This is a genomic window from Curtobacterium sp. GD1, from assembly GCF_020882855.1.
Classification (GTDB): Bacteria; Actinomycetota; Actinomycetes; order Actinomycetales; family Microbacteriaceae; genus Curtobacterium.
This window is the reverse complement of record NZ_JAFEVQ010000025.1, coordinates 1-26525: the sequence shown is the minus strand read 5'-3', so window position 1 is coordinate 26525 and position 26525 is coordinate 1. Positions and strand designations below refer to the sequence as shown.

Annotated in this window: 27 protein-coding genes and 1 pseudogene; 15 read left to right on the top strand and 13 right to left on the bottom strand. The window is 72.6% G+C overall.

Features of this window, described 5'->3' with window-relative positions:
- On the top strand, window positions 1-1326 hold the full coding sequence (locus JSX79_RS13820; protein ID WP_229086710.1) for a D-alanyl-D-alanine carboxypeptidase: 1326 nt from the start codon (window positions 1-3) through the stop codon (window positions 1324-1326).
- A gap of 10 nt (window positions 1327-1336) precedes the next feature.
- Window positions 1337-1777 (top strand): VOC family protein, encoded by a 441-nt coding sequence (locus JSX79_RS13815; protein WP_229086709.1) that lies wholly within the window; start codon window positions 1337-1339, stop codon window positions 1775-1777.
- A gap of 6 nt (window positions 1778-1783) precedes the next feature.
- On the opposite strand, the gene JSX79_RS13810 is transcribed toward JSX79_RS13815, so the two are convergent.
- The 8 genes and pseudogenes from JSX79_RS13810 to glp all read right to left on the bottom strand — a co-directional run bounded on the left by JSX79_RS13810 (window position 1784) and on the right by glp (window position 7583).
- Window positions 1784-3130 carry an ABC-F family ATP-binding cassette domain-containing protein gene (locus JSX79_RS13810; RefSeq protein ID WP_374475511.1) on the bottom strand — a complete coding sequence of 449 codons (1347 nt, stop codon included), beginning with the start codon at window positions 3128-3130 and terminating at the stop codon, window positions 1784-1786.
- A gap of 56 nt (window positions 3131-3186) precedes the next feature.
- A pseudogene (locus tag JSX79_RS18865) lies at window positions 3187-3655 on the bottom strand (ATP-binding cassette domain-containing protein); the annotation flags it as partial.
- Between the two features lie 161 nt (window positions 3656-3816).
- Window positions 3817-4215, bottom strand: coding sequence for a PLDc N-terminal domain-containing protein (locus JSX79_RS13805; RefSeq protein ID WP_070416948.1), 399 nt, complete (start codon window positions 4213-4215; stop codon window positions 3817-3819).
- A 22-nt stretch (window positions 4216-4237) separates the two neighbouring features.
- Window positions 4238-4882, bottom strand: coding sequence for a hypothetical protein (locus JSX79_RS13800; RefSeq protein WP_229086707.1), 645 nt, complete (start codon window positions 4880-4882; stop codon window positions 4238-4240).
- 34 nt (window positions 4883-4916) lie between these two features.
- A complete protein-coding gene (locus tag JSX79_RS13795) occupies window positions 4917-5360 on the bottom strand; it encodes a molybdenum cofactor biosynthesis protein MoaE (RefSeq protein WP_229086706.1) in 444 nt (147 codons plus the stop codon).
- The gene (locus JSX79_RS13790; RefSeq protein WP_229086705.1) at window positions 5357-5869 is read right to left on the bottom strand and encodes a molybdopterin-binding protein; all 513 of its coding nucleotides are present in this window, start codon (window positions 5867-5869) and stop codon (window positions 5357-5359) included. Before JSX79_RS13790 ends, JSX79_RS13795 begins: the two co-directional genes overlap by 4 nt.
- Window positions 5866-6357 carry a cyclic pyranopterin monophosphate synthase MoaC gene (gene moaC, locus JSX79_RS13785; protein ID WP_229086704.1) on the bottom strand — a complete coding sequence of 164 codons (492 nt, stop codon included), beginning with the start codon at window positions 6355-6357 and terminating at the stop codon, window positions 5866-5868. Before moaC ends, JSX79_RS13790 begins: the two co-directional genes overlap by 4 nt.
- Window positions 6354-7583: a gephyrin-like molybdotransferase Glp gene (gene glp, locus JSX79_RS13780; RefSeq protein ID WP_229086703.1), complete on the bottom strand. Its 1230-nt coding sequence runs from the start codon at window positions 7581-7583 to the stop codon at window positions 6354-6356. Before glp ends, moaC begins: the two co-directional genes overlap by 4 nt.
- 119 nt (window positions 7584-7702) lie before the next feature.
- On the opposite strand from glp, the gene JSX79_RS13775 reads away from it, so the two are divergent.
- The 9 genes from JSX79_RS13775 to JSX79_RS13735 all read left to right on the top strand — a co-directional run bounded on the left by JSX79_RS13775 (window position 7703) and on the right by JSX79_RS13735 (window position 17968).
- Window positions 7703-8602, top strand: coding sequence for an MTAP family purine nucleoside phosphorylase (locus JSX79_RS13775; RefSeq protein WP_229086702.1), 900 nt, complete (start codon window positions 7703-7705; stop codon window positions 8600-8602).
- On the top strand, window positions 8599-9669 hold the full coding sequence (locus JSX79_RS13770; RefSeq protein WP_229086701.1) for an NAD-dependent epimerase/dehydratase family protein: 1071 nt from the start codon (window positions 8599-8601) through the stop codon (window positions 9667-9669). The genes JSX79_RS13775 and JSX79_RS13770 overlap by 4 nt, the downstream gene beginning before the upstream one ends.
- Window positions 9670-10180: 511 nt before the next feature.
- Window positions 10181-10927: a glycosyltransferase family 2 protein gene (locus JSX79_RS13765; RefSeq protein WP_229086700.1), complete on the top strand. Its 747-nt coding sequence runs from the start codon at window positions 10181-10183 to the stop codon at window positions 10925-10927.
- On the top strand, window positions 10924-11556 hold the full coding sequence (locus tag JSX79_RS13760) for a DUF2064 domain-containing protein (RefSeq protein ID WP_139219734.1): 633 nt from the start codon (window positions 10924-10926) through the stop codon (window positions 11554-11556). The genes JSX79_RS13765 and JSX79_RS13760 overlap by 4 nt, the downstream gene beginning before the upstream one ends.
- Window positions 11553-12215 carry a class I SAM-dependent methyltransferase gene (locus JSX79_RS13755; protein WP_229086699.1) on the top strand — a complete coding sequence of 221 codons (663 nt, stop codon included), beginning with the start codon at window positions 11553-11555 and terminating at the stop codon, window positions 12213-12215. The genes JSX79_RS13760 and JSX79_RS13755 overlap by 4 nt, the downstream gene beginning before the upstream one ends.
- Window positions 12216-12333: 118 nt before the next feature.
- Window positions 12334-12579 (top strand): hypothetical protein, encoded by a 246-nt coding sequence (locus tag JSX79_RS13750; RefSeq protein ID WP_071295066.1) that lies wholly within the window; start codon window positions 12334-12336, stop codon window positions 12577-12579.
- 153 nt (window positions 12580-12732) lie between these two features.
- Window positions 12733-14352 carry a phosphoglucomutase (alpha-D-glucose-1,6-bisphosphate-dependent) gene (gene pgm / locus JSX79_RS13745; RefSeq protein ID WP_229086698.1) on the top strand — a complete coding sequence of 540 codons (1620 nt, stop codon included), beginning with the start codon at window positions 12733-12735 and terminating at the stop codon, window positions 14350-14352.
- A gap of 12 nt (window positions 14353-14364) precedes the next feature.
- The gene (locus JSX79_RS13740) at window positions 14365-15300 is read left to right on the top strand and encodes a hypothetical protein (RefSeq protein WP_229086697.1); all 936 of its coding nucleotides are present in this window, start codon (window positions 14365-14367) and stop codon (window positions 15298-15300) included.
- A 187-nt stretch (window positions 15301-15487) separates the two neighbouring features.
- Window positions 15488-17968, top strand: coding sequence for an MDR family MFS transporter (locus JSX79_RS13735; protein ID WP_229086696.1), 2481 nt, complete (start codon window positions 15488-15490; stop codon window positions 17966-17968).
- Between the two features lie 8 nt (window positions 17969-17976).
- Here the strand turns inward: JSX79_RS13735 and JSX79_RS13730 are convergent, their stop codons facing one another.
- Window positions 17977-18894 carry a site-specific DNA-methyltransferase gene (locus JSX79_RS13730; RefSeq protein WP_374475493.1) on the bottom strand — a complete coding sequence of 306 codons (918 nt, stop codon included), beginning with the start codon at window positions 18892-18894 and terminating at the stop codon, window positions 17977-17979.
- 46 nt (window positions 18895-18940) lie between these two features.
- On the bottom strand, window positions 18941-20326 hold the full coding sequence (locus JSX79_RS13725) for a hypothetical protein (protein ID WP_229086694.1): 1386 nt from the start codon (window positions 20324-20326) through the stop codon (window positions 18941-18943).
- Window positions 20327-20395: 69 nt separating this feature from the next.
- Between JSX79_RS13725 and JSX79_RS13720 the strand changes: the two genes are divergently transcribed.
- Entirely contained in the window at window positions 20396-20683 is a 288-nt protein-coding gene (locus tag JSX79_RS13720) for a GNAT family N-acetyltransferase (RefSeq protein WP_070416961.1), read from the top strand.
- Window positions 20684-20722: 39 nt separating this feature from the next.
- Here JSX79_RS13720 and JSX79_RS13715 read toward each other — a convergent pair whose 3' ends face one another.
- A complete protein-coding gene (locus JSX79_RS13715; RefSeq protein ID WP_139199469.1) occupies window positions 20723-21052 on the bottom strand; it encodes a hypothetical protein in 330 nt (109 codons plus the stop codon).
- 232 nt (window positions 21053-21284) lie between these two features.
- On the opposite strand from JSX79_RS13715, the gene JSX79_RS13710 reads away from it, so the two are divergent.
- Window positions 21285-22844, top strand: coding sequence for an ATP-binding protein (locus JSX79_RS13710; protein ID WP_229086693.1), 1560 nt, complete (start codon window positions 21285-21287; stop codon window positions 22842-22844).
- A 22-nt stretch (window positions 22845-22866) separates the two neighbouring features.
- Here JSX79_RS13710 and JSX79_RS13705 read toward each other — a convergent pair whose 3' ends face one another.
- On the bottom strand, window positions 22867-23916 hold the full coding sequence (locus tag JSX79_RS13705; RefSeq protein ID WP_070416964.1) for a biotin/lipoate A/B protein ligase family protein: 1050 nt from the start codon (window positions 23914-23916) through the stop codon (window positions 22867-22869).
- Window positions 23917-23995: 79 nt separating this feature from the next.
- On the bottom strand, window positions 23996-24871 hold the full coding sequence (locus JSX79_RS13700) for an alpha/beta fold hydrolase (protein WP_229086692.1): 876 nt from the start codon (window positions 24869-24871) through the stop codon (window positions 23996-23998).
- Window positions 24872-24969: 98 nt separating this feature from the next.
- Here JSX79_RS13700 and JSX79_RS13695 point away from each other — a divergent pair, with 98 nt between their 5' ends.
- Window positions 24970-26112: an inorganic phosphate transporter gene (locus JSX79_RS13695; protein ID WP_229086691.1), complete on the top strand. Its 1143-nt coding sequence runs from the start codon at window positions 24970-24972 to the stop codon at window positions 26110-26112.
- A gap of 11 nt (window positions 26113-26123) precedes the next feature.
- Entirely contained in the window at window positions 26124-26393 is a 270-nt protein-coding gene (locus JSX79_RS13690) for a hypothetical protein (protein WP_071303526.1), read from the top strand.
- The last annotated feature ends 132 nt before the right edge of the window (window positions 26394-26525 follow it).

Below are 26525 nucleotides of genomic sequence, written 5' to 3'. Positions count from 1 at the left end.
GTGCCCAGACTCCGCGCCCTCATCCGTCGCCGCCGCTCCACCCTGCTCTTCGTGCTGGTGCTCCTGCTGCTGGCGGCGGGCATCACGGCCACGACCTCGGCCATCGGTGCGCAGCGCCAGGCGAAGGCGGCGGGCGAGCTCTGCACCGCGGACGACCTCGCCGCCCGCTGGCACCACGGTGCGCTGTTCCTCGACGCGCGATCGGCCCGGACGGGGAAGACGGTCCTGACGCACCGGGGTGACGAGCCGACGCAGACCGGCAGCACGATGAAGGTCGTGACGGCAGCCGCGGCGGTGTCCGCGCTCGGGCCCGACCACCGGTTCACGACCCGGGTCGTCGCGGGCACCGATCCGGGCGCGGTCGTGCTGGTCGGCGGCGGTGACCCGACCCTGAGCCGGCTGCCGTCCGGTCAGGACAGCGTCTACCCGCACGCACCGCACCTCGACGACCTGGCGCGGCAGGTGCTCGAGGCTCGTGCGGGCCAGCCGGTGACCTCGGTGCAGGTCGACACCAGCCTGTTCGACGGGCCGGCGTGGCACCTGAGCTGGCCGGAGAGCGCCCGGACCAGCGGCAGCGTCTCGAACATCACGTCGCTCATGGTCGACGGCGACCGCGACGACCCGACCGAGTCGTACTCGCTGCGGAGCGCCGGGGCGGTCGCGCGCGCGGCGACGGCGTTCGCGGCACTCCTCGGGCCGGACGTCCGGGTGGACACGACCTCGGTGCCGGCGCCGTCCGGCGCGCAGGTGCTCGGGACCGTGCGGTCGGCGACGGTGTCGGAACTGGTCGGGATGCTGCTGACGGACTCCGACGACACCCTCGCCGAGGTGCTCGCCCGCCACGTCGCCATCGCCGAGGGTGCCGGCCGCTCCTTCGACGCCGTGCAGGCCGGGAGCACGAAGGCCCTGGTGCGGTACGGGGTACCGACCGGAGGCCTGCGCCTCGTCGACGGCTCGGGCCTCAGCCCGGACAATCGCGTACCCGCCTCGGCGCTCACCACGCTGATGCGCGCCGTCGCTTCGAAGCAGGACGGCCTCGGTCCGGTCGACGCCGGGCTCGCGGTCGCGGGACGGACGGGCACGCTCGGCGACGACGGCCGCTTCACCGGCGCCGCAGCGGACGCCCGCGGGCACGTCCGGGGCAAGACCGGGACGCTCGACGACATGTACGGCCTGACCGGGGTGACCGATGAGGTCGGCGGGGACCGCATCGTGTTCACGGTCTTCGCCGAGGGCACGAGCGACCCGGGCGCGCGGAAGGAGATCGACGCCCTGGCAGCGGCGTTGTGGCGGTGCGGCGGACACGCTCCGGCGCTGCGGGGGTAGCCTCCGGCCCATGCACGCGATCACCCTGGCCGTCGCCGACGTCGCACGCTCGGCGGAGTTCTACCGCGCCCTGCTCGGGGTCGACGGCAGCGGGGTGATCGGCACCGAGTACCCCGCGACCGACACCGAGGCGGGCGGCACCACGGCGATGTTCACGCTCGACGACGGACTCATCGTCAGCGTGTACGGCCGCGACGACATGGCGAAGGACTCCGGGACCGTCCTGGCGACCGCGCCGAGCAGCACGATCGGGCACTTCGTGGACAGCCAGGCCGACGCCGAGGCGTTCCTCGACCGCGCGCGGGCCGCCGGCGCGACGATGCTCGCGCCGCCGTACACGCGGCCGTGGGGCATGTGGTCCGGGTTCTTCCAGGACCCCGACGGGCACCTGTGGGAAGTCGTCGCGAATCCCGGCGGCGGGGCCCCCGAGGACGCGAAGCCAGCGGAGTAGACCCGCTCAGACCCCGAGCTGCTCCGCGACCTCGAGCCAGCGCTCCTCGAGTTGCTCGACCTCGGATTCCAGAGCGGCCAGGCGAGACTGCAGCTCCCCGAGACCCGCGTAGTCCGACTGGTCGTGCGTCGCGAACTGGTCGAGCAGCTGCTTCCGGTCGGCACCGACCTTCGCGATCTTGCGGTCGAGCGCCGACATCTCCTTCTCGGCCGTCCGACGCTCCGCACCCGACAAACCCGAGGCGGCCGCGGCCGACGTGCCGGGACCGGCCGTGGCGGTGGACCCGGCCACAGCACCGGCCGAGCCGGTCCCGCCAGCCGTGTCGGGCCTCCCGGCAGACGCGGCGGCAGCCGCTGACGCGGTCCCGCCACCGGTGCCGGCCGCACGGAGCCGCATGTACTCGTCGACGCCGCCCGGCAGGTGCCGCAGGTGCCCGCCGAGCACGGCGTACTGCTGGTCGGTCACGCGCTCGAGCAGGTACCGGTCGTGGCTCACGACGAGGAGGGTGCCGGGCCAGGTGTCGAGCAGGTCCTCCATGGCGGTGAGCATGTCGGTGTCGAGGTCGTTCGTGGGCTCGTCGAGGATGAGCACGTTCGGCTCGTCGAGCAGGATGAGCATGAGCTGCAGGCGGCGCTTCTGGCCACCGCTGAGGTCCTTCACCGGCGTGGAGAGCTGCGCCGAGGTGAAGCCGAGCCGCTCGAGCAGCTGGGACGGCGTCATCTCCTTGCCGTCGGCGACGTAGCTCGTCTTCTTGCGGGCGATGACCTCGCGGACGCGGTCGTCGGCGAACTGCGCGAGGTCGGCGAGCTGCTGGTCGAGGACGGCGACCTGCACGGTCTTGCCGGTCTTGACGCGGCCGCTCGTGGGCTGCAGGCGTCCGGACACGAGGCTGAGGAGCGTCGACTTGCCGGCGCCGTTCGGGCCGAGGATGCCGGTGCGCTCCCCCGGCGCGATCCGCCACTCGATGCGGTCGAGGATCTCGGTGCCGTCGAACGAGACGCTCACGTCGAGCAGGTCGACGACGTCCTTGCCGAGGCGCGCGGTGGCGGTCTTCGCGAGGGCGACCGTGTCGCGGATCGGCGGCACGTCGTCGATGAGGGCGTTCGCCGCGTCGATGCGGAACTTCGGCTTGCTCGTGCGGGCCGGGGCGCCGCGGCGGAGCCATGCGAGCTCCTTGCGGGCCAGGTTCTGCCGGCGCTGCTCGCTCGCGGCGGCCTGCCGGTCACGCTCGACGCGCTGGAGGATGTACGCCGCGTAGCCGCCCTCGAACGGGTCGACGACGCCGTCGTGGACCTCCCACGTGTCGGTCGACACCGCGTCGAGGAACCACCGGTCGTGCGTCACGACCACCATTCCGCCCTGGTTCGCGGACCACCGGCGGTTGATGTGCTCGGCGAGCCACTGGATGCCCTCGACGTCGAGGTGGTTCGTGGGCTCGTCGAGGAAGAGGACGTCCCAGTCGCCGACGAGCAGCCTCGCGAGGGCGACACGGCGGCGCTGGCCACCGCTCAGCTCGTCCACCGACACGTCCCACGGGATGTCCGACACGAGGCCGCCGATGATGTCGCGGATCTTCGGGTCGCCGGCCCACTCGTGCTCGGCGAGGTCGCCCACGACGACGGTGCCGACCGTCTCGCCCGCGGGCAGGATGTCGCGCTGGTCGAGGTACCCGACGGTCAGGCCGCGGCGGTGCGTGACGCGGCCGCCGTCCGGTTCGAGGCGCTGGGACAGCAGGGCGAGGAGGGTCGACTTGCCGTCGCCGTTCCGGCCGACGACGCCGATGCGGTCGCCCTCGTCGATGCCGAGGGTGACGTTGTCGAAGACGACCTTGGTGGGGAACTCGAGATGCAGGTTCTCGGCGCCGAGGAGATGAGCCACTCGTCAAGGGTAGGCGGCGTGGCCGGGTGGTCGGTACGGGCCCGCGGGTGCGGGCAGTGTGCGAGGTTCTTGGCTCCGTGGGACGGGCTGCGGGTCGCACGGCGGGCGGGACCTCGCACGGTGCGTCCGTCAGGGACGCGGCGCGCGTCGGGAGGCGCGGGTCAGGTCCCGGTGGTCGGCTCGCCCTCGCCTGCGGCTTCCTTTGCCCGCTTGAGGCGCGCCTGGGCCTCCCAGTACTCGATCTCGCGCTCGAGCTCGGCGAGCTCCTGCTCCGTGCCGCTCACCCGCTTGTCGCCGTGTGCGTTGCGGGCATCGCCGAGCGTGGCGTACCGGTCTTCGTGGCGAGCCGGCTCGAGGTACCGGCCGTGGTTCCGCTCGCCCGGCGCCCAGTCGTGTCCGACGGCGAACCAGACGATGCTGCCGACGACGGGGACGAGGACCACGAGGAGCACCCAGGCGAACTTCGGGAGCCCACGGATCTGGTCGTCGGTCTTCGTCAGGATGTCGATCAGGGCGAAGACCAGCAGGACCACGCCGGCCCCGTACAACAGCACGCTCATGGTCTCGGATTCTATGGATCGGCTAGGAACCGGCGCTACGCCCCGAACGCGTGGCGCGGTTGCGATCCGGCAACGGTCCGCTGCGGGGATCCACAGGGTCGCCGGCGAGGTACCGACGTGCGACGACGACGTCGCGGAACCCGAACCCGACCGCGACGGCGGCGGCGATCGCGGCGGCGAGGTAGAGCGGCCAGAAGAGGATGTTCGAGACCGCGACCGAGGTCAGGAGGACGAGCCCGCCGCCGGTGGACAGCAGGGCGCGGCCGCTGCTCGACTGCACCGCGGTCGCGCGCACCACGTCCAGCCGTTCGTCGGGAGCGTCCACACGTCCCCGGATCGCCCGGTCGACGGCATGCCGCTCACGGCCCGACAGCGACCGGGTCACGGGGAGTCGCTCGGGGTGTCGGCTCGATCGGAACGTCCGGCTCGAGTCGAGGATGACGACCGCGAAGCCGACGCCGCCCCCGACGGTCGCCGCCACCCAGCGTCCGTCTGAGTCCGGTGCGAACACGAGTGCAGCGGCGATCAGCGCGAGGACCGCTGCTGCGAACGCGACGGTCAGCGTGGCGATGGGCAGGCGGCGCGGCGGCTGCGCGTCGAGCACGAGCCGTGCGCGTTCCTCGGCCAGCGCCCACCGGGACGCGGCCCGTGCTGCGGTGTCGGTCATCGCCCCCGATGCAACCAGATCGACTGAGGATCCGTCAGAGGGCGGCGACCCACTCGTCGGAGCCGTCGGTGAACCGCTGGTGCTTCCAGATCGGCACCCGCTCCTTCACGAGGTCGACGAGCGCACCGCAGGCAGCGAACGCCTCGGCCCGGTGCGGGGACGACACGGCTGCGGCGAGCGCCACGTCCCCGATGCCGAGCGCGCCCACGCGGTGCAGCACGGCGATGCGGACCTCGGGGTGGGCGACCGCGATGGTCCGGGCCACCTCGGCGATGACGTCGCCGGCGCTCGGGTGCCGTTCGTACTCGAGCGCGGTCACGCCCTTGCCGCCGTCGTGGTCGCGGACGACCCCGGCGAAGGTGACGACGGCGCCGTCCTGGTCGGTGGCGACGACGGCCGAGACCTCGTCGACGGTGATCGAGCGGTCCACGACGTCGGCCACCACGACCCGGTCGCCATCCGTCGCAGCGTCCGTCACGAGGCGCTCCGCGGCGCGTGACCCTCGCCCGAGACCTGGGCGAGCACGTGGTCGAGCAGGCCGTCGAGGACCGCGAGTCCGTCGGCGACACCACCGCGGGACCCGGGGAGCGTGACGACCAGGGTGCCGCCGCCGGCGATCCCCGCGATGCCACGACTGAGCAGCGCGGTCGGTCCTGCTCCGGCGAGTCCGCGGCGCCGGATCTCCTCCGTGATGCCGGGGAGCTCGAGGTCGATGAGCGGTGCGATCGCCTCGGGCGTGCGGTCGGTCGGGGTGACGCCGGTCCCGCCCGTGGTGATCACGACCCGGGCGTCCGACAGGAGTTCGGCGGAGACCGTCTCGGCGATCGGGCCGCCGTCGGGCACGATGACCGGCTCGGCCACGGTGAAGGCGCGCTCGCGGAGCCAGCCCGCGATGACGGGACCGGTCCGGTCGAGCGCGGGGTCGACGGACGCCTGGGTCGACACCACCACGACGGCCGCCCGGCCCCTGGTCGGCTGCGAGGTCATCGGTTGCTCCAGTCCCCCGAGCGTCCGCCGTGCTTCTCGAGCACCCGGACGTCCGTGATCGTGGCCGTGCGGTCGACGGCCTTCACCATGTCGTACACGGTCAGGGCCGCGACGCTCGCGCCGGTCAGCGCTTCCATCTCGACGCCGGTCCGTGAGGTCGTCCGCACGGACACCTCGACGACGACGCGGTCGTCGACGCCGGTGATGTCGACCTCGACCCCGGCGATCGGCAGCGGATGGCAGAGCGGGATGAGGTCGGAGGTCTTCTTCACCGCCATGATCGCCGCGATGCGGGCGGTGCCGATCACCTCGCCCTTGGGCAGCGAGCCGTCGAGGATGCGGGCGACGACGTCGGGGCGGGTGACGAGGGTCGCGGTCGCGGTGGCGGACCGCGCGGTGACGTCCTTCTCGGAGACGTCGACCATGTGGGCGGTGCCGTCGGCGCGGACGTGCGAGAGTTCGTTGGCGGCGGGTGCTGGTTCGGTCAACGGAGACTCCAGACGGTCAGCGGGTCACCGGGCGCCACCGTGGCGGTGCCGATCGGGACGTGGACGAGGTGCGTGGCGGTGGCGTAGTGCGCGAGCAGGTGCGAGCTGGGACCCCCGACGAAGTGCACGCGGCCGTCCTCGACCCGGCCGCGCCGGACCTGGTGCTTGCCCTCGGGCGAGGTCGCGGTGTCCGCAGCGGGCAGCACCTCGGCGACGCGGTCGTCGGGGATCCCGGCGTCCGCCGCCAGGAGCGGGCGGAGGAAGACCTCGAACGAGACGAGGGCCGACACGGGGTTGCCGGGGAAGGACACCACGGGGACCGGACGCCCGGCGAGTTCGACGGTACCGAACGCCTGGGGGCCGCCGGGCTGCATCGCGACGGGGGTGACGGCGAGACCCCGCGGTTCGAGGGCCTGCCGCACGACCTCGTACGCCCCGGCGCTGATGCCACCCGTGGTGAGCACGAGGTCGGCCCAGTCCCCCACCGCATCGTCGAGCGCTGCGACGAACGTCGTCTCGTCGTCCGGCACCCGCACCGACCGCGAGACCACCCCGACCTCGGCGAGCGCCGCCCGCAGTGCGATCCCGTTGGCGTCGCCGATCGTGGCGTCACCGGCGCCCTGGAGTTCGGAGCCGGTGGACACGACGAGGACCCGGAGCTGCCGGACGACGTCGACCGTCGAGACCCCGGCCGCGGCGAGCGTCCCGAGCACCGCGGGTGTCACGGCAGCACCGGCAGGAGCCAGCTCGCCCCCGCTCGACAGGTCGGTGCCCGTCGCCCGGACGAAGGTCCCGGGGGCGAGGTCGTCCGGCACCGTGACCTCGGCCAAGGCCAGCGCCGCGGGGAACGCCCCGAGGTCGGTGGCCTCGACCGGGAACACCGCGTCGGCGCCGAGCGGGATGCGCGCCCCCGTCATGATCGGCGCAGCGGTCCCGGGGTCCAGCGACGGGGGCATCGTCCCCGCCGGGATCGGGGCGACCACCCGCAGCACGCGACCGGCGTCGGCGGCGCGGACGGCGAAGCCGTCCATCTGGCTGTTGTCGAACGGCGGGAGCGGCACGGGTGCGACGACGGCACGTGCGAGCACGCGGTGCCCCCGTCCGCCGCCGGCACCGGTGGCGAGGTCGTCGAGGTCCCGTGCCTCCGGGACGGCGGAGCGCCTGGCGGACAGGACCGGCGCGACCAGGGCCGCGATCTCGTCGCGGTGCTGACCGATCGTTCGCACGTGCGCCTCCGAACAGGTGAGAAGTGTGCCCGCTCCCGGTCCGGCCGGGGGCGGTCCCAGTAGCGTAACGAGCGCGCAGAACGCGCCGAGGACCATTCGGAGGACCTGTGGAGAACGACGTGACCACGACCGGGGCTGTGGACGAGACGCGCATCGGGGTGATCGGCGGTTCGGGCCTCTACGAGCTGTTCGAACCCGGCACCGCGGACGAGGTCGACGTCGACACCCCGTTCGGCGCCACGTCGAGCCCGATCAGCATCGGCACGATGGCCGGCAAGCGCGTCGCGTTCCTCACCCGGCACGGCCGCGCGCACTCCGTCGCCCCGCACCGCATCAACCACCGCGCGAACCTGTGGGCGCTGCGGTCGCTCGGGGTCCGCGCCGTGGTGTCGTCGAGCGCCGTCGGCGGGCTGCACCCCGACTACGCCCCGGGGACCTTCGTCGTGACCGACCAGCTCATCGACCGCACGTGGGGCCGCGCGGACACGTTCTTCGAGGACGCCGTGCAGCACCTCTCCTTCGCGGACCCGTTCGACCCGGTGCTCCGACGCGTCGCGATCGGTGCGATCGAGCGCCTCGACGTGCCGTTCCGCCCGACGGGCACGTGCGTGGTGATCCAGGGGCCGCGGTTCTCGACGCGTGCGGAGTCCGTCTGGATGCGCGAGGCCGGCGGCCACACGATCAACATGACGATGACGCCGGAGGTGCCCCTCGCGGCCGAGCTCGGCATCGGGACGGTGAACCTCTCGTTCGTGACCGACGCCGACGCCGGCCTGGCCCCGTCCGAGGCCGAGGCGGAAGCGCAGGCAGCCGCCGGAACCGGCGAGGCCCCGGTCACGCACGGCATGGTGATGGAGCGTCTGGCCCGCGCGAACGAGGTGATCGTCCGCGCGATCGGCTCGATCGTGGCGGCGATCCCGGACGACTACACGCCGCGCGAGCTCGTCCCGGCCGAGGCGAGCGCGAGCGCCATGACGAGCGCACGGCCCGCAGCAGCGACCACGGGAGCCACCGCGTGACCCGCCTGCTCGTCACCGGCGGCGCCGGCTTCATCGGCTCCGCCATCGTCCGCCGCGCCCGGGCCGAGGGCCACGAGGTGCGCGTGCTCGACTCCCTCCGCGACGACGTGCACGGCGACCCCGCCGAGGTCGTCACCGCTCACCAGCAGCAGGGCATCGAGTTCGTGCACGGCGACGTCCGCGACCGGGTCGCCCTCGACGCGGCCCTCGACGGCGTGGACGTGGTGTGCCACCAGGCCGCCAAGGTCGGCCTCGGCGTCGACTTCCAGGACGCCCCGGACTACGTCTCGACGAACGACGCGGGCACGGCCCACGTCCTCGCCGGCATGGACCGCCACGGCATCGGCCGGCTCGTGGTCGCGAGCTCGATGGTCGCCTACGGCGAGGGGGCGTACAGGACCGCCGCCGGCGAGCCCGTGCGCCCACCCGCACGTCGCCGCGCCGACCTCGACGCCGGTGAGTTCGACCCGATCGGGCCGGACGGCACGCCGCTCCTGCCCGGCCTGATCGACGAGTCCGCCGCGCTCGACCCCCGCAACGTGTACGCGCAGACGAAGGTCGCGCAGGAGCACCTCGCGTCGTCGTGGGCGCGCGCCACCGGAGGCCGCGCGATCGCCCTGCGCTACCACAACGTCTACGGGCCGGGCATGCCCGCGAACACGCCGTACGCCGGGGTCGCCTCGCTGTTCCGCTCGGCGCTCGCCCGCGGCGAGGCCCCCCGCGTCTTCGAGGACGGCCGCCAGCGTCGCGACTTCGTGCACGTCGACGACGTCGCCGGCGCGAACGCCGCGTCGATCGCCGCGACGGCGGAGCTCCCAGCGGAGACCTTCCGTGCGTACAACGTCGGTTCCGGCGTCGTGCACACCATCGGCGAGATGGCGGCCGCGATCGCCGGTCCCGAGGGGCCGCGACCGGTCGTCACGGGCGAGTACCGCCTCGGGGACGTCCGGCACGTGACGGCGTCGTCGGACCGGATCGCCGCCGAGCTCGGGTGGCGTGCCGAGGTCGACTTCGAGCGCGGCATGCGGGAGTTCGCGACGGCGCCGCTGCGCGCCGCGGTGCAGTAGGCCACGCCCCCGCCAGCAGGCGAGCGGGCGGAATGCGTCGCCCGGGCTGAGCGGCCGAGCGGGCACGACTCGCCGCTCGCGTTCGGCGAGCGGGCGGAACCGGCCGCACAGCGGCCGCGAACGGGACGTTTCGTGCCCGCTCGGCGACTGGGCCGGCGGGCGGGCAGGCAGGTAGGCGGGCAGGCGGGCAGGCACGCGGGCCAGCGGGCAGGAGCGCGACCGCCTGGAGGCGCGGCGCCGGTCCCCGAAACCGGCGCCGCGCCTCCAGGCCGGCACCCCCACCGCGTGACGCGTCCGCCCGACGCCCCACCTGCGTGTCCCCCGATCAGGGGTGGCCCGCCACCAAGAGTGCGCGGAACGTCCATCGGGGGACGCCGATCCTGTACCCCGACCGCTCGTAACGTGTTGTGTCGTAGGCATGGAACGACAGCCGGCCCACGAGACCGACCGCCCCGCCCCGCCGACGCGCGCGGCGGGAGCCGACACCAGTCGTTCCGACGCTCCGCACCGAATGGGCGACATGAACGTCGACGTCATCCTCCCCTGTCTCGACGAGGCCGATGCCCTCCCCGAGGTCCTGGGCCGACTCCCGCGCGGCTACCGCGCGATCGTCGTCGACAACGGCTCGACCGACGGCTCCGCCGACGTCGCCCGGGCCCACGGCGCCCTGGTCGTGACCGAACCGGTGAAGGGCTTCGGCTCGGCCTGCGCCGCCGGGGTCGCCGCCGCCACGGCCGAGTACGTCGCGTTCTGCGACGCCGACGCCTCGATGGACCCGGCCGAGCTCGTCCCGCTCGTCGCCCGCGTGGCCACGGGACACACCGACCTCGCCCTCGGACGCCGCGTGCCGACCACGCCCGGCGCCTGGGCACCGCACGCCCGGTTCGCCAACCGCGTGCTCGCGGTTCTCATGCGTCGCGCGACCGGGTACCGGCTGCGCGACCTCGGCCCGATGCGCGTGATGCGTCGCGCGGACCTGGTCTCCCTCGACCTGCGCGACCGGCGCAGCGGCTACCCGCTCGAGATGGTCCTCGCGGCGCACGCCGCCGGGTGGCGCGTCGACGAGTCCGACATCGGGTACGCGCAGCGCATCGGCGACAGCAAGGTCACCGGCACGCTCCGCGGCACCGTCAACGCCGTCAAGGACATGTCGCGTCTGCTGCGCGAGTACCGCCGGGAGGCGCGACCCACCCTCGTCGTACCCGCTCCGGTCCGCCACGTGGCCGGTCCCACCCACTCCGAGGAGGTCCACTCATGACGACCGACATCACCGTCGCGGTGGTCGCGAAGGAGTGCCTGCCCGGCCGGGTCAAGACCCGCCTGACGCCGGCGCTCACCCCCGAGGGTGCCGCACGGGTCGCCGCCGCGAGCCTCGCGGACACGCTGGCGACCGTCCGTGCGCTGCCCGCCGCCCGACGGGTGCTGTTCTACGACGGCACGGTGCTGCCGACCGGCGCCGAGGGCTTCGACGTCATCCACCAGACCACGGGCGGCCTCGACGAGCGGCTCGGTGCACTGTTCGACGCCGTCGACGGCCCGACGCTGCTCGTCGGCATGGACACGCCGCAGTTCGGCCCGGCCGACGTCGCGCCGGTGTTCGACGAGCCGCAGCGCGACGCGTGGTTCGGCCCGGCCGAGGACGGCGGCTTCTGGTCCCTCTACCTGCGCGACCCGGACGGCGACCTGCTCCGCGGCGTGCCGATGTCGCAGGACGACACCGGTGCGGTCCAGTTCGCCCGCCTGACCGACGCCGGGCTCGACGCGGGCACCCTCGGGGTCCTGCTCGACGTCGACACCGTGCCGGATGCCGAGCGCGTCGCCGATCTCGTGCCCGACTCCGCGTTCGCCGCCGCACTGCAGGCCGAGACCACGGGGGCACTCCGATGACCATGGAAGCACCCGTCTCCTTCGGGGCCGGCGGTGGCGAACCGTACGCGCGTGCGCTCCGCACCGACGGTCGCATCCGGCTGACGGACATGTCCCGACCGGACCGGGCGGTCACGCTCGACGTCGGCCGCTGGAGCGCCGCGGCGGACCGCATCGACCGGTCGCTCCTCGACGGTGCGGACGGGCCGGTGATCGACATCGGCTGCGGGCCGGGGCGGATGCTCGTCGCCGCGCGCACCCTCGGCATCCCGTCGCTCGGCGTGGACGTCTCCGCCGACGCCGTGGCGATCGCCCGACGCTCCGGCGGGACGGCGATCCAGGGCTCGGTCTTCGACCCGGTCCCCGACGAGGGGCACTGGGACACGGCGCTCGTGATCGACGGGAACATCGGCATCGGCGGCGACCCGGCGGCCCTGCTCGCCCGGTGCCGCGAGATCGTGCGCGTCGGTGGCCGCGTGGTCGTCGAGACCCACGTCGACCGCACCGCCGACCGGGTGTACACCGCCCGCGTGGTGGACGCCGACGGCCACCAGAGCGCGGGCTTCCCGTGGGCCGAGGTGGGCGTCGACGCCCTGCTCGACCACGCCGAGACGGTCGGCCTCGTGGCGAAGCAGAGCTGGACCGCCGAGGGCCGGACCTTCTGCGAGCTGCTCGCCTGAGCATTCCTTCTTTTGTGTCATGCAAAAGAAGGAGGTAGTGTGGTGGTCATCAAGCCGACGGCGTCGCGGTCGCCGGCCCGGTGACCGACGACCCTCGGCACGACGACGAGGAGCATCCATGCAGAACCGTCAGAACCCCCTGGGCGGCGCGTACGTGACCGGCCTCGAGAACCGTGACGAGCTCGGCGCCTACGCGGTGGACGCCGCCTGGCGACCGATCGGCACCTACACCGGAACCGGGATCGGGCGTGCGCTCGGCCGCTTCGTCGACACGCAGTCCCGTCGGCCCGGCACCGCGACGTCCTCGACGCGCACGGCCACCGGTTCGCTGCGGACCGCGACGGGCTCGTTCCGCACGGCCTGACGCCGTCCCCGTACCGCGAGCGGTCGTCCACCCGGGGTGTCCCCCTTCCTCCCCGGTGCGGACGGCCGCTCGCTCCTCGTCCACAGGCGCGCTCGTCGTCCACAGGCGCGACGTTCCTGGGCGTGCCGACCCGCGCGATGCCAGGATGGACGCATGAACGACCGCGCCGGCACCCCTGCCACTGCAGACGACCTCGTCGACCTCGACGCCCTCATCGCCGCGTACCACGACCGCGTCCCGGACGTCTCCGTCCCCGAGCAGAAGGTCGTCTTCGGCACCTCGGGCCACCGCGGCTCCTCGCTGGACTCCGCGTTCAACGACACCCACATCGCCGCGATCACGCAGGCGATCGTCGAGTACCGCACGTTGCAGGGCACCGACGGCCCGCTCTTCATCGGCCGTGACACGCACGCGCTCTCCGGCCCCGCCGAACGCACCGCGCTCGAGGTCCTCGCCGCCAACGGCGTGCACGTCCTCGCCGACAGCGAGAACGGCTACGTCCCCACCCCGGCGCTCAGCCACGCGATCATCGCGTACAACCGTGCCGGCAACGCGGACACGGCGGACGGCATCGTCATCACACCCAGCCACAACCCGCCCCGCGACGGCGGCTTCAAGTACAACCCGCCGCACGGTGGCCCGGCGGACAGTGACGCGACGAGCTGGATCGCCGAGCGCGCGAACGCGATCATCGCCGGCGGCAACGCCGAGGTCCAGCGCACCGAGCACGCCTCGCCCGACCGCTACGACTTCCTCGGCGCCTACGTCGCCGACCTCGAGAACATCATCGACATCGACGCGATCAAGCGTGCCGGCGTGAAGATCGGCGCCGACCCGCTCGGTGGTGCGTCGCTCCCCTACTGGAACCGCATCCGCGACCACTACGGGCTCGACCTCACCGTGGTCAACCCCGACGTCGACCCCACCTGGTCGTTCATGACCCTCGACTGGGACGGCAAGATCCGGATGGACCCGTCGAGCCCGAGCGCGATGGCCTCGGTCGTCGCGCGCAAGGACGACTACGACGTCCTCACCGGCAACGACGCCGACTCCGACCGGCACGGCATCGTCACGCCCGACGGCGGCCTGATGAACCCGAACCACTACCTCGCCGTGGCGATCGAGTACCTCTACGCACACCGTCCGGCCTGGCGCGACGACGCCGCGATCGGCAAGACCCTCGTGTCGTCGAGCATCATCGACCGCGTGGCCGAGTCCCTCGGTCGTCGCCTGTGGGAGGTCCCGGTCGGCTTCAAGTGGTTCGTCCCGGGCCTGATCGACGGTTCCGTGGCCTTCGGCGGCGAGGAGTCGGCGGGCGCGTCGTTCCTCCGCAAGGACGGCACCGCGTGGACCACCGACAAGGACGGCATCATCCTGGCGCTCCTGGCGTCGGAGATCATCGCGGTCACCGGCAAGACCCCGTCACAGCTCTACGACGAGCTGACCGAACGCTTCGGCGCCCCGGTCTACCAGCGTGTCGACGCCGCCGCGAGCAAGGAGCAGAAGGCCCGCCTGTCGAAGCTCGACGGTGACGCCATCACCGCCGAGACCCTCGCGGGCGACCCGATCACGGCGAAGCTGTCGAAGGCTCCGGGCAACGACGCGGCCGTCGGCGGCGTGAAGGTCGTCACCGACAAGGCGTGGTTCGCGGCCCGCCCGTCCGGCACCGAGGACGTCTACAAGATCTACGCCGAGAGCTTCGTCGGGCAGGAGCACCTCGAACAGGTGCAGCGCGAAGCCAAGGAGATCGTCGACGCCGCACTCGGGGCCTGAGGTCCCGCGCGGATGGGGTGGTTCGGCCGGAAGCAGGACGGTCGGCACGACGAGCCCGCCCCGACGCTCGTGGTGCTCGCGCAACGAGCCCTCGCCGAGCGTGGGATGGAGACCACGGTCGAGGTGCCGGCCGGCGAGCAGGCTCGCCTGGTCGGCACCGACGGCCGGGTCTTCCTGCTCGAGAACCTCGCGGCGCAGGTGCACGGCGAGACCCCGGACGTGCAGGCCGACATGGTCGCCGAGCACTTCGACCGGATGATCCAGGCGTACAGCGAGCCGGCACCCGAGGAGCTCGGCGCCGACGAGCTGCGGCAGCGCATCCGACTGCGGATCCTGCCGGACCCCAGCGCGGACGGCAGTTCGGGCCTCGGCGCCGGCCCGTCCGACCCCACAGACCTCGACTACGCCCGACCGTTCGCTCCCGGGCTGGTGCTCGGGCTGTGCGTCGACTACCCGACGATGGTGAGCACGCTGTCGGGTCCGACCCTGCCGCGGCTCGCGCTCGGCATCGACGAGCTCTTCGCCTTCGGGCAGCTGGGCACCGACGACGAACCGGTGGACGAGCACGCCGAGATCGCCCCCGGGGTGTTCATCGTCGAGGGCGAGTCCCTGTTCGTCGCGTCGAAGGCGGTCAACCTCCCGGCGCTCTTCGGCGCCGCGGGGTTCGGCACGGTGTTCGCGATCCCGCACCGGCACCTCCTGCTCGCCGTCCCGATCCGTGACGCGTCGAGCATCACCTCGGTGCAGATGCTCGCCGGCCTGGTCGTGCAGGTGCTCACGGACGGCGAGCACGGCCTGCCCGGCGGGGTGCTGAGCCCCCTGCTGTACTTCTCGCGCCACGGCCGGGTCAGCGCGGTGTCCGGCTTCGACGGCGAGACGGGTGCGATGCGCATCGAGGTGGACGAGCGGTTCCAAGAAGCGCTCGAACAGGCCGCCGCCGCGTCCTGACGCACCGCTCGCCACGCTCGGGCGTACTGTGACGGCGTCGGGGGCGCTCACGAGGGCGTTCCGACAGGCACCACCGAAACCGGTGCCGGTGCTGCCGATCCACTCAGGAACCCACTCCGGCGCGACCCTTCACCTTGCGGCAGATGTAACTTTGCAGCCAGCGCAAAGTTTCCGGGAGACCCTGCACATGACCCAGACCGCGACCGCACCCGCGGCACCCACCACCTCGTCCAACGCCGTGATGAACCACCGGCAGATCCTGCTGGTCATCTACGGCCTGATGGCGGGGATGTTCCTCGGCGCCCTCGACCAGACGATCGTCGGTACCGCGATCCGCACGATCGGCGACGACCTGCACGGCCTCGACCAGCAGGCCTGGGTGACGACCGGCTACCTCATCGCGTCGACGATCACGACACCGATCTACGGCAAGCTGTCCGACATCTTCGGCCGGCGTCCGCTGTTCCTCACCGCGATCGGCATCTTCATCGTCGGATCGTTCGCCGCGTCGTTCTCGACCTCGATGCTCATGCTCGCCGGCTTCCGCGCACTGCAGGGCCTCGGCGCCGGCGGCCTGATGTCCCTGCCGCTCGCCATCATGGGCGACATGCTCGCCCCGCGCGAGCGCGCCAAGTACCAGGGCTACTTCCTGGCGGTCTTCGGCATCTCGAGCGTCATCGGCCCGCTGGTCGGCGGTGTCTTCGCCGGGGCGGACCAGCTGCTGTTCATCGCCGGGTGGCGCTGGGTGTTCCTGATCAACGTGCCGATCGGCATCATCGCGCTCTTCATGGTGCTGACGTTCCTGCACCTGCCGAAGTTCGGCGACCGCGGCAAGCCCCGGATCGACTGGTGGGGCGCGACGCTCGTCATCGTGACCCTCGTGCCGCTGCTCCTCATCGCCGAGCAGGGCCGCGAGTGGGGCTGGGACTCCCCCGGCGCCTTCGCCTGCTACGGCATCGGTGCGCTCGGGCTCATCGCGTTCATCATCGTCGAACGCGCGATGGGCGACGACGCGATCCTGCCGCTGAAGCTGTTCGGCTCGCGGGTGTTCTCGATGTCGGCGATCCTGTCCGTCCTCGTCGGCTTCGGCATGTTCGGCGCGATGCTCACCATCCCGCTGTACCTGCAGATCGTGAAGGGCGTCACGCCGACCGAGTCCGGGTTCGCGATGCTCCCGATGGTGCTCGGTCTGATGATCTCGTCGATCGCCTCGGGCCAGATCATCTCGCGGACCGGCAACTACCAGGTCTTCCCGATCACCGGCACGGCGTTCACGGCCATCGGGTTCACCGTCCTGACGTTCCTCACCGCCGATCGCCCGCTCTGGTTCCTGATGCTCGGCATGTTCGGCATCGGCCTCGGGCTCGGGCAGCTCATGCAGACCCTGACCCTGGCGGCGCAGAACTCGGTCAGCCCGCGGGACATCGGCGTCGCGACGAGCGCCGCCACGTTCTTCCGCCAGATCGGCGGCACCATGGGCACCGCCGTGCTGCTGTCCGTCCTGTTCACGCTCATGCCGACGAACATCACGACGGCGATGCAGAACGAGGGCGACCTGAAGAGCGCCCTGAACGCCGCACTCACCCCGTCGGTCGCGAACGCGTCGGACAACAAGGGCGTGATGGACCAGATCTGGAACAAGATCGTCGACCCGGTGCAGCAGAACGTCCAGGACGGTCTCGACAAGGGCGCCGCCCAGGCCAAGGAGGCCGCGGACGCCGCCGTCACGAAGCAGGTCACCGCTGCCGTCCAGCAGCAGGTCGCGGCCGGCACGGTCCCCGAGGCTTCGGCGGACACCGTCATCGCCCAGCAGGTCGCCGCCGCGAAGCCCGCCGCCGAGCAGCAGGCACTCGAGACCGCCGCGTCGAAGGCGAACGCCGAGGTCGTGGACGGCACGCTGCAGGTGGACTACTCGAACGCCGACCAGCGCCGGAACGTCGTCGACGAGGTCGCTCCGACGCTCGTCAAGCAGCTCAAGAGTGGCGACTCGAGCGCGAGTTCCTCGACCAGCTCGTCGACGAGCGACACGTCGTTCCTCAACGGCGCGGACAAGCGCCTCACCCGGCCGTTCCTCGTCGGGTTCAGCGACTCCGCCGTGGTCGTCTACTACGTCGGCCTCGCCGTGATCCTGCTCGCCTTCGTGCTCACCTGGTTCTTCCGCGTGCCGCCGCTCCGCAAGGTCTCGGCACTGCAGGAGCAGGCGAACACCGAGCGCGCGGACAACGAGCGGGCGACCGCCGACGCGGACCGCCTGACCGTGGACGCCCAGCACGCAGCCGCCCGGACGGGATCACTGGTCTCGCCGGACACCGGCTCGATGGCGGTCGTGCCGACCTCGCCGGACGTGGTCTCGCAGCCGCGCTCGGCCGGTTCCGCGGTCGGTGTCGGTGTCGGGCAGTCGACGACCCGGTCGGGCGGAGCAGCCGGCGGTGCCTCCACCGTCTCCCTCGACGGCACCCGCGCGCCGCTGCCCGACGCGACCACGCACGGCGCGCACTCCGCCGCCGCGCCGGTCGACGAGCCACCCACCACCACGGGCGCGATCCGCACCCGAGCCGCACACGCCGCAACGGACGCGACCACGGACACCACCGGCGGCGACGCTGCGGAGGCGAGCCGCGCCTCCAGGCCCGACGAGCACGGGCACGGGCGTCACTCAGCCGAGTAGCGACGCGGTCAGCCCGTCGATGCGTCCGACGGGCTGACCACGTCGAACGACGCCTCCGGCAGCCGTCGGCGCATCACGTCGACGGCCACCGGGTTGTCGTCCACGAGCACGAACCGCCGGCCGAGCGCGCGGGCCACCGCGCCCGTCGTCCCGCTTCCGGCGAAGAAGTCGAGGACCCAGTCGCCCTCGCGCGACGACGCCTGCACGATGCGGCGCAGCACACCCTCGGGCTTCTGCGTCGGGTAGCCGGTCTTCTCCCTGCCGGTCGGCGACACGATCGTGTGCCACCAGACGTCCGTCGGGAGCTTGCCGCGCGCGCGCTTCTCGGGCGTGACGAGTCCCGGTGCCATGTAGGGCTCACGATCGACCGCCTCGGAGTCGAACCAGTACCGCGACGGGTCCTTGACGTAGACGAGGATCGTGTCGTGCTTCGTCGGCCACCGTGACCGGGACTTCGCACCGAAGTCGTACGCCCAGACGATCTCGTTGAGGAAGGACTCCCGGCCGAACAGGGCGTCGAGCAGGACCTTGGCGTAGTGCGACTCGCGGTAGTCGAGGTGGAGGTAGAGGGTGCCGTCCTCGGCGAGGAGCCGCCACGCCTCGAGCAGCCGCGGTTCGAGGAACGACCAGTAGTCCTCGAACCGGTCGTCGAAGCGCATGAGGTCGCCGCGGACGCGCTCGTAGGAGCTCCCCCGGAAGCCCGTCACCCGCTCACGTCGGCGATCGGCAGCTGTGGCCTCGTCGCCGACCGTCGGCTCGCGGACCGCGGCGCTCGCGTGCCGACGCTGGTAGCGGCCGGTGTTGAACGGCGGGTCGAGGTACACGAGCGTGAACGAGCCGTCCGCCAGGGTCGGCAGGACGTCGAGGTTGTCGCCGAGGACCACCCGGTCCGGGCCTCGATCGTCGCCGCTGTGCACGTGCACCATTCTGGTCCACGCGGCGTCCCGTCCCCGCGGAGCCCGCGGGCCGGGCTCAGCCGCAGGTCACCTGGGAGATCGTCGCGTCGTCGTCCGGCAGCCACGCGCCGCCGGCCCAGACGTCCACCGGTTCGCCCGCTCGCAGTGCCGTCGCCACCACGAGGTCGTGCGGACCGGGCAGCGTCGCGACCTCCTCATCCACGGAGAACTGCACGGTCGCCGAGTCGCAGGACGCCTCGGGGGTGACCTCCCACCCGGCGCAGCCGTAGTCGACGCAGCCGTCCGGCCAGGAGCCGTCGGCGTCCTCGGCGTCGGAGTCGAGCGGGCTCCGGGTCAGCGCCACGGCGTGCTCCGGTGCGGTGGAGCAGGTGACGTCGCGGATGCCGCCCCACTCCTCGGACCCCTGCTCGGTGAGGACGAGCGGTCGCCCGGAGGTCAGCACGACCGTGCGGGTGTCGGTGCGCACGTCGTCACCGCTCTCGGTGGCGGAGAACCCGACCGTGACCTGGGCCGGCCCGTCGCACTCGCTGTCGATCTGCCACGACCAGCAGCCGTCCGCGAAGTCGATCGCTCCGCAGGTCGCCTGCCACGTCTCGTCGTCGCCGATGAACGACGCGGTGACCGTGCCGTCGTCCGAGGTCCACGGTGCCTGGTCCCCCGCGTCCGGTGCGTCCTGGTCCGGTGCGTCGTCGTCCGGGCCGCTGTCGTCCGGAACGCTGCCGTCGGGTGCGGTGTCCTGGAGTCCGTACGCGAGCGTCTGCCCGTCGCTCTGCAGCGCACGGACGACGGGGTCGACGGCCGTCGTCGCGCCGACGACGAGCAGGAGCGCGGCGGCACCCGCGGTCACGGCGACGACCGTACGGGTGCGGTGGCGCAACGGCGAACGCCGCGGTGCCGCGTCCGCCGCCACGGCGAACGGCCGCACGGTGGGCAGCCCCCACGCCGCCGCCTCCCAGGCGGCCACGGCTGCGTCCTCATCGGGCTCCGGGAACGCCGCCCGCGCCCGCGCCGGGACCTCCGTCCGACGCCACACCGCCGCATCGTCCCGGATCGAGGCCGCGGTCCGGTCAGCGAGCTCGCCCGCCCGCGCGGAGCACACCACCAGCACCGCGATCCCGGCCACGAGCGGCAGGAGTCCGACCACGGCCAGACCACCGAGCGCCGCGACGACGATGACCGCGGCGAGCGCGAGGAGCGCCACCACGAGGCCGATCCACTGCGCGACGCGGAGGCGGCGGGCTGCGGCCGGCACGAAGCCCCGGAACGACCGCGGGACCGGGGCCCAGAAGCGCCAGTCCTCGGGTGCGGGCGGGATCCCCGGTGCGGGCGACCACCCCGGTGCGGGCTCGGCGGCCTGGTGCAGTTCCACCCACTCGGCGGAGGGTGTCGGCCACCCGGGAGGCGTCCGGAAGCGGAACGGCGGGGTCGTCTCGTGCTGCACGATCAGACCCTAGCCCGGCGTCCAGCGCGCACACAGGCCCTTCTTCGGGAGGGGCGTAGCGTCTGCTCCATGGCGACACCCGAGGTCCGGAACGACACCGACAAGCAGCAGTACTCCCTCGTCGAGGACGGCGAGGTGATCGGCTTCGCGGCGTACGAGGTCGACGGCGACGAGATCCGCTTCGTCCACACCGAGGTGGACCCCGCGCACCGCGGCGGTGGTCACGCCTCGATCCTCGTCGAGCACGCGCTGGACGACGTCCGCTCGGGGTCCTCGCGTCGGGTCGTCCCGCAGTGCAGCTACGTCGCGGCCTGGATCGAGCGGCACCCGGACTACCAGGAGCTCACGACCCGCTGACGCGGCCCGCGCGTTGCCGGCTCCCGCCAGGACGAGTCGTCAGTACGACCGGTCGTGCGTCCCGGCCCGCACCGCGTGCCGACCGGCGCTGCGCACCGCCGGCACCTTGATGAGGACGCTCCCGCTGAGCAGGTCGTGGTCGTCGTCCGCCGGCGTCGGGGCCTCTCTCGGGAGGCGCGACTGCCGTTCGTACTCCGCTTGCGTCTCGTGACGGGTCGGCGCGAACACCTCGTCCATCATCGAGACCACACCGCCGGATCCGCCGCTGCGCGTGGCCTTGTTCGACAGGTCGATCCACCCCACGCGATCGGCGATCCACATCACGACGGCCGCGGCGGCCACCGCCCCCAGGAGGATCAACCAGTTCACGCACACGACGCTACGTCGGCGATCGGACGGGGACATCCGCCGCGCGGAGGATTCTCACGATCCACATGGCTCGTTCTTCAGGACGACACCCACACTGGTCCTGCGGCCGCCCGGAACCCCCCTCTCCGGGCGGCCGACCACGTGCGGCAGGAACCCCACAGTGTCCCCGACCGCCCGGGCGGCCGACCACGGGGGCCGGGCGCGTTCCAGCGCTGCGTGCCAGGATGGCGACGTGCTCGACGACGCAGACCGGGACCTCATGCGGGCGTTCGCCCGCTACATCGAGAAGGCGAACGAACTCGCCGCCGCGGAACAGCAGGCGGTGACCACACCGATCGGTGAACGGATCGGCGCCCACCTCGGCGTCGACCCACAGTCGGTCCCCGTGGTCACCGAGGAGTTCCCCGACCACCGCCTCGTCGACGCCGACATCGCCCTCGAGGAGCTCGCCGGCATCGACCCCGACGCCCTCGTCGGCATCGCGGGCGACGACAGCCGGTTCCACAGCTCGGTCAGCGAGTTCATCGCGAACCCCCACATGCGGTGGGCGCCCGGCCCCGTGAGCTACGCCACCCGGGCCACCGGTGCCGACACCACCCGTCGGGTCGTGTCGTTCGGCCTCCGATTCCTCACCTTCGACGGCGCTCCGGTCGCGGTCGTCCAGCGGTCGGCCAAGCCGGAGTACGGCCGTGGCCGCGCCAGCCTCGAGATCCTGTCGCCCGACCAGGACGCCGCCACCGCGTTCCTGCTCCGCCTCCGTGCCCTGATGATCGAGCGGAGCGTCCTGCGCGGGCAGGTCCTCTCGTTCGTGCAGTCCGAGTACGGGTCCGATGCCGGGGCGACGTTCCTCCACCGGCCCGAGGTCGACGCCGACGACGTCGTCCTCGGCGCGGGCGTGCTCGACGAGGTGGTCGACCACGTCGTGGGGATCGGCGAGCAGCGTGCGGCGCTCCTCGCGGCCGGACAGCACCTCAAGCGCGGTGTGCTCCTCTACGGCCCTCCCGGGACGGGCAAGACGCTCACGATCCGGCACCTCCTCACCCGGACGACCGGGGTCACCGCGATCCTGCTCACCGGCTCGAGCATCGCGGCGATCGGTGCCGCGGCCGAGATCGCCCGGACGTTCCAGCCGTCACTCGTCGTGATGGAGGACATCGACCTCGTCGCGATGGAACGCCACAGCTCCCCGCAGCCGCTGCTGTTCGAGGTGCTCGACGCCCTCGACGGGCTCGACGGCGACGCGGACGTCGCCTTCGTGATGACCACGAACCGGGTGTCCGTGCTCGAACGCGCCCTCGCGGACCGTCCCGGCCGGGTCGACCTCGCCGTGGAGATCCCGCTCCCCGCCCTGCCCGAGCGCGTCCGGCTCTTCCGTCGGTACGCCGGCTCGCTGCCCTTCTCCGAGGCCGCCCTCGCCGAGGCGGCCGAGCGTGCCGAGGGCACGACGGGCTCCTTCGCCAAGGAGCTCATGCGGCGGAGCGTCCTCGGTGCGGCCCTGCGCGGCGCCGAGCCCGCCGACGTCGACCTGCGTGCAGCGCTCGACTCGCTGCTCACCGAGCGGAGCGCCCTGACCCGGAAGCTGCTCGGCACCCGCTCCGCCGACGACACCGACGAGCCCGACGACATCGACGAGGAGGACGACGCCGAGCACGAGGTCACCTTCAGTGGCTCGTACGTCGCGCCCGTGAACCAGACCTTCCTCCGCCCGGGCCAGCCGTCGGGCGCCATCGACCTCGTCCTCCGCGCCCCCGCCGACCACGCCGACGACGAGGACGATCAGCCCAGTTCGTAGGTCCGCTGTCCGGCCTCGAACCTCAGGGGACGCGCTCGAGCCACTCCCGCGTCGCGAACTTCGACGCCACGAGCTCCTGCGCCCGCCGCCGCTCGTCCGCGGTCACGTGCCCCTCGTGCGCCCCGTACAGCTTCGTGAAGGTCGCGATGAGCCGGTCGATGATCTCCGCACGGGTGAGGCCGGTCTGCGAGCGCAGCGGATCGACGCGCTTCGCAGCCGAGGTCGTCCCCTTGTCGCTCATCTTCTCGCGACCGATGCGCAGCACCTGCACCATCTTCTCGCCGTCCATGTCGTAGCTCATGGTGGCGTGGTGCAGCAGCGATCCGGTGCCGAGCCGCTTCTGTGCTGCGCCGCCGATCTTGCCCTTGGTCGACGAGATGTCGTTGAGCGGCTGGTAGTAGGCCTCGATGCCGAGGGACTTCAGCGCCTCGATCACCCACTCGTCGAGGTACGCGTACGAGTCGGCGAAGGTCATGCCCTGCACGAGGTCGGTCGGCACGTACAGCGAGTACGAGATGATCGCGCCGGCGTCCATGAACATCGCGCCGCCGCCGGAGATCCGACGGACGACCTCGACGCCGTACTTCGCAGCACCCTCGGGGTCGACCTCGTTCTTGAGGGACTGGAACGACCCGATGACGACGGCCGGCTGGTCCCACTCCCAGATGCGGAGGGTCGGGCCGCGGCGTCCGGCGCCGACCTCTTCCGTGAGGACCTGGTCGAGCGCGAGGTGCTCGTTCGGGCTGATCGGCCCCTCGTGGATGATCTCCCAGTCGTACTCACGCCAGGTCGACGCTCGCGAGAGGGCACGGCGGACGGCGACCCCGACGGACTCGGGCGTGAACCCGAGCAGGACGGCGTCCTCCGGCAGGGCAGCACGGACGGCGGCGGCGATGCCCGCGGCGTCGGTCGTGGCCGGCAGCCCGTCCACGGCGGCGTCGATGAGCGGCAGCGCGTCGTCCGGTTCGAGGAAGAAGTCCCCGGCGAGCCGGAACTGGTCGATCACCCCGTCGACGACCTCGAGGTCGACGACGACCAGCTTGCCTCCCGGGACCTTGTACTCACCGTGCACACCACGAGCCTACGCCGCGTCGGACGGGAGGCGCGGGGCGGCGCCGCCCCGCGCCTCCTGGCCGTCAGCCGGTACCGTCTCAGGACGTGCGCGCGACCGCCCGGTCCAGCCACGCGACCAGGTCCGCGACGACCTCGTCGCGGTTGGTCTCGTTGTAGACCTCGTGCCGCGCCCCCTCGTACACCCGCACGGTGACGTCGGAGAGCCCACCGCGCCGCCGGTACGCCTGCGCGAGGCGCTCGACCGACCGCGGGCCGCCGAGCGAGTCCTCGGAGCCGACCTGCAGCAGCATCGGCAGGTCGTGCGCGATGCCCCGACGCGGGACCCCGAGCAGCCGGAGGGCGTCCCGCAGCCCGAAGAGGCCGATGACGTCTGCCTCGACCGCGAGCGGGTCGGCCGCGACGGCCTCGATGACCGCCCGGTCCCGGGTGAGCCACTCGAACTTCGTCGGCCCCGAGCCCGCGTGCCGGGCGTTCAGGTCACCGCTGTTCATCCACCCCGGCAACCGGTACGCACTCGCGGAGAGGACAACCCCGTCGTAGGACCCGGACGACGTGTTCACGATCCGCTGGGCCATGAGCGAGCCCCACGAGTGGCCGAGCAGCACGAGCGGGACGCCGGGGGTGTCGTCGCGCGCGACGGCGCTCATCTGCTCGACGGCCGCGATCGCGGCGCGCAGGCCTCCGGGGCCGAGCCGTCCGAGCTTGGCGTGATCGCCGTCCCACTGCGCGAGGCCGGTCCGACCGTGCCCGCGGTGGTCGTTCGCGTGCACGGTCCAGCCCGCGCGGACGAGGTCCTGCGCGAGCGGCTCGTACCGGAGTCCGTGCTCGCCGACCCCGTGCGCGATCTGCACGATGCCCTTCGGACGCGCCGCACGCCAGGTCGAGTAGACGATCTCGACGCCGTGCGCGTCGGTGAACGAGGCGTCGCCTCGCGCTGCGGAGAAGGTGGGCACGTGAGCATCCTCGCAGACGGGTCGGACGCAGCCAGGTGGCCGCCGGTGTTCACCCGGCGTTCACGCAGCAGGTTCGGAGCAGGCCTAGCGTCTCGCGCATGGACGTCCTCGTCACCGTCGTGCTGGTGATCGTGGTGGCCCTCGTGTTCGACTTCACGAACGGCTTCCACGACACCGCGAACGCCATGGCCACCTCGGTCGCCACGGGTGCCCTCAAGCCCCGCACCGCCGTGCTCATCTCCGCCGTCCTCAACGTGGTCGGCGCGTTCCTGTCCACCGAGGTCGCGAAGACCGTCTCGCAGGGCATCATCCGCGAGGGGCAGGACGGCATCCACATCTCGCCGACCATGATCTTCGCGGGACTCGTCGGCGCCGTCCTCTGGAACCTCGCCACCTGGTACTTCGGCCTCCCGTCGTCCTCGACGCACGCGCTGTTCGGCGGGCTCATCGGCGCGTCGATCATCGGCGCGGGCCTGAACTCGGTCGACTGGGCGACGGTCGTCTCGAAGGTCGTCCTGCCGGCCCTGCTCTCCCCCGTCATCGCGGGCGTCATCGCCCTCGTTGCGACGTACATCGCCTACACACTGACGAAGAACGCGACCACCCACGGTGCGGCGACGGGCTTCCGGCACGGCCAGACGATCTCGGCGTCGCTCGTGTCGCTCGCCCACGGGACGAACGACGCGCAGAAGACGATGGGCGTCATCACGCTCACCCTCATCGCCGCGAACTACCAGGCCGCCGGCACCGGACCGGCGCTGTGGGTGATCCTGGCGTGCGGCCTCGCGATCGGCCTCGGCACCTACATGGGCGGCTGGCGGATCATGCAGACCGTCGGCAAGAAGATCTCCGACGTGCAGTCCCCGCAGGGCTTCGCGGCGGAGACCAGCTCGGCGGCGACGATCCTCGTGTCCTCGCACCTCGGCTTCGCGCTCTCGACCACCCACGTCACGAGCGGCTCGGTGATCGGCTCCGGCCTCGGCAAGAAGCTCGCCGACGTGCACTGGTCGGTCGTCGGTCGCATCGTCGTCGCGTGGGTGATCACGCTGCCCGCGGCCGCGGTCGTCGGTGCCCTCGCCACCTGGGTCGCGTCGACGTCGACCATCGGGCTCGTCCTGGTCGCGGTGCTCGCCCTGGCCGCCGGCCTCACGTTCTACGCCCTCGCCAAGCGACGCCCGGTCTCGCACGAGGACATCACCGCGGACGAGGCCGAGCGCGAGCCCGTCGCGGCCCGGAACTGAAGGGGACGACGATGGACATCGACTTCACCAGCATCGGCACCGTCGCGGGGGTCGGCTTCGTGGCCGCGGTCGGCGTGGTGCTCCTCTACACGCTCGGGCTGCGGCTGCTCGGCACCGGCCAACCGGTCGACGCCGGGGGCGAGCACACCCAGTACGCGCAGGAGACCCCGAGGTCCGGCCACACGCCCCCGCTCGCGCTGGCGGGTGCCGGGCTGTGCTTCGCGGTCTGCATCGCTGCCGTGCTCTTCGGCATCTGGATGACGATCCCGCAGTTCCACTGAGCGCCGCGCGGGCGCGGGCGCGCCTGCGGGCGCGCCTGCGGGCGCGCCTGCGGGCGCCGCATGGTGAGCAGAAATGGTCGGGTCCGGCGTGCGGACCCGACCTTTTCTGCTCACCGAGCGCGCGCCTGGGTG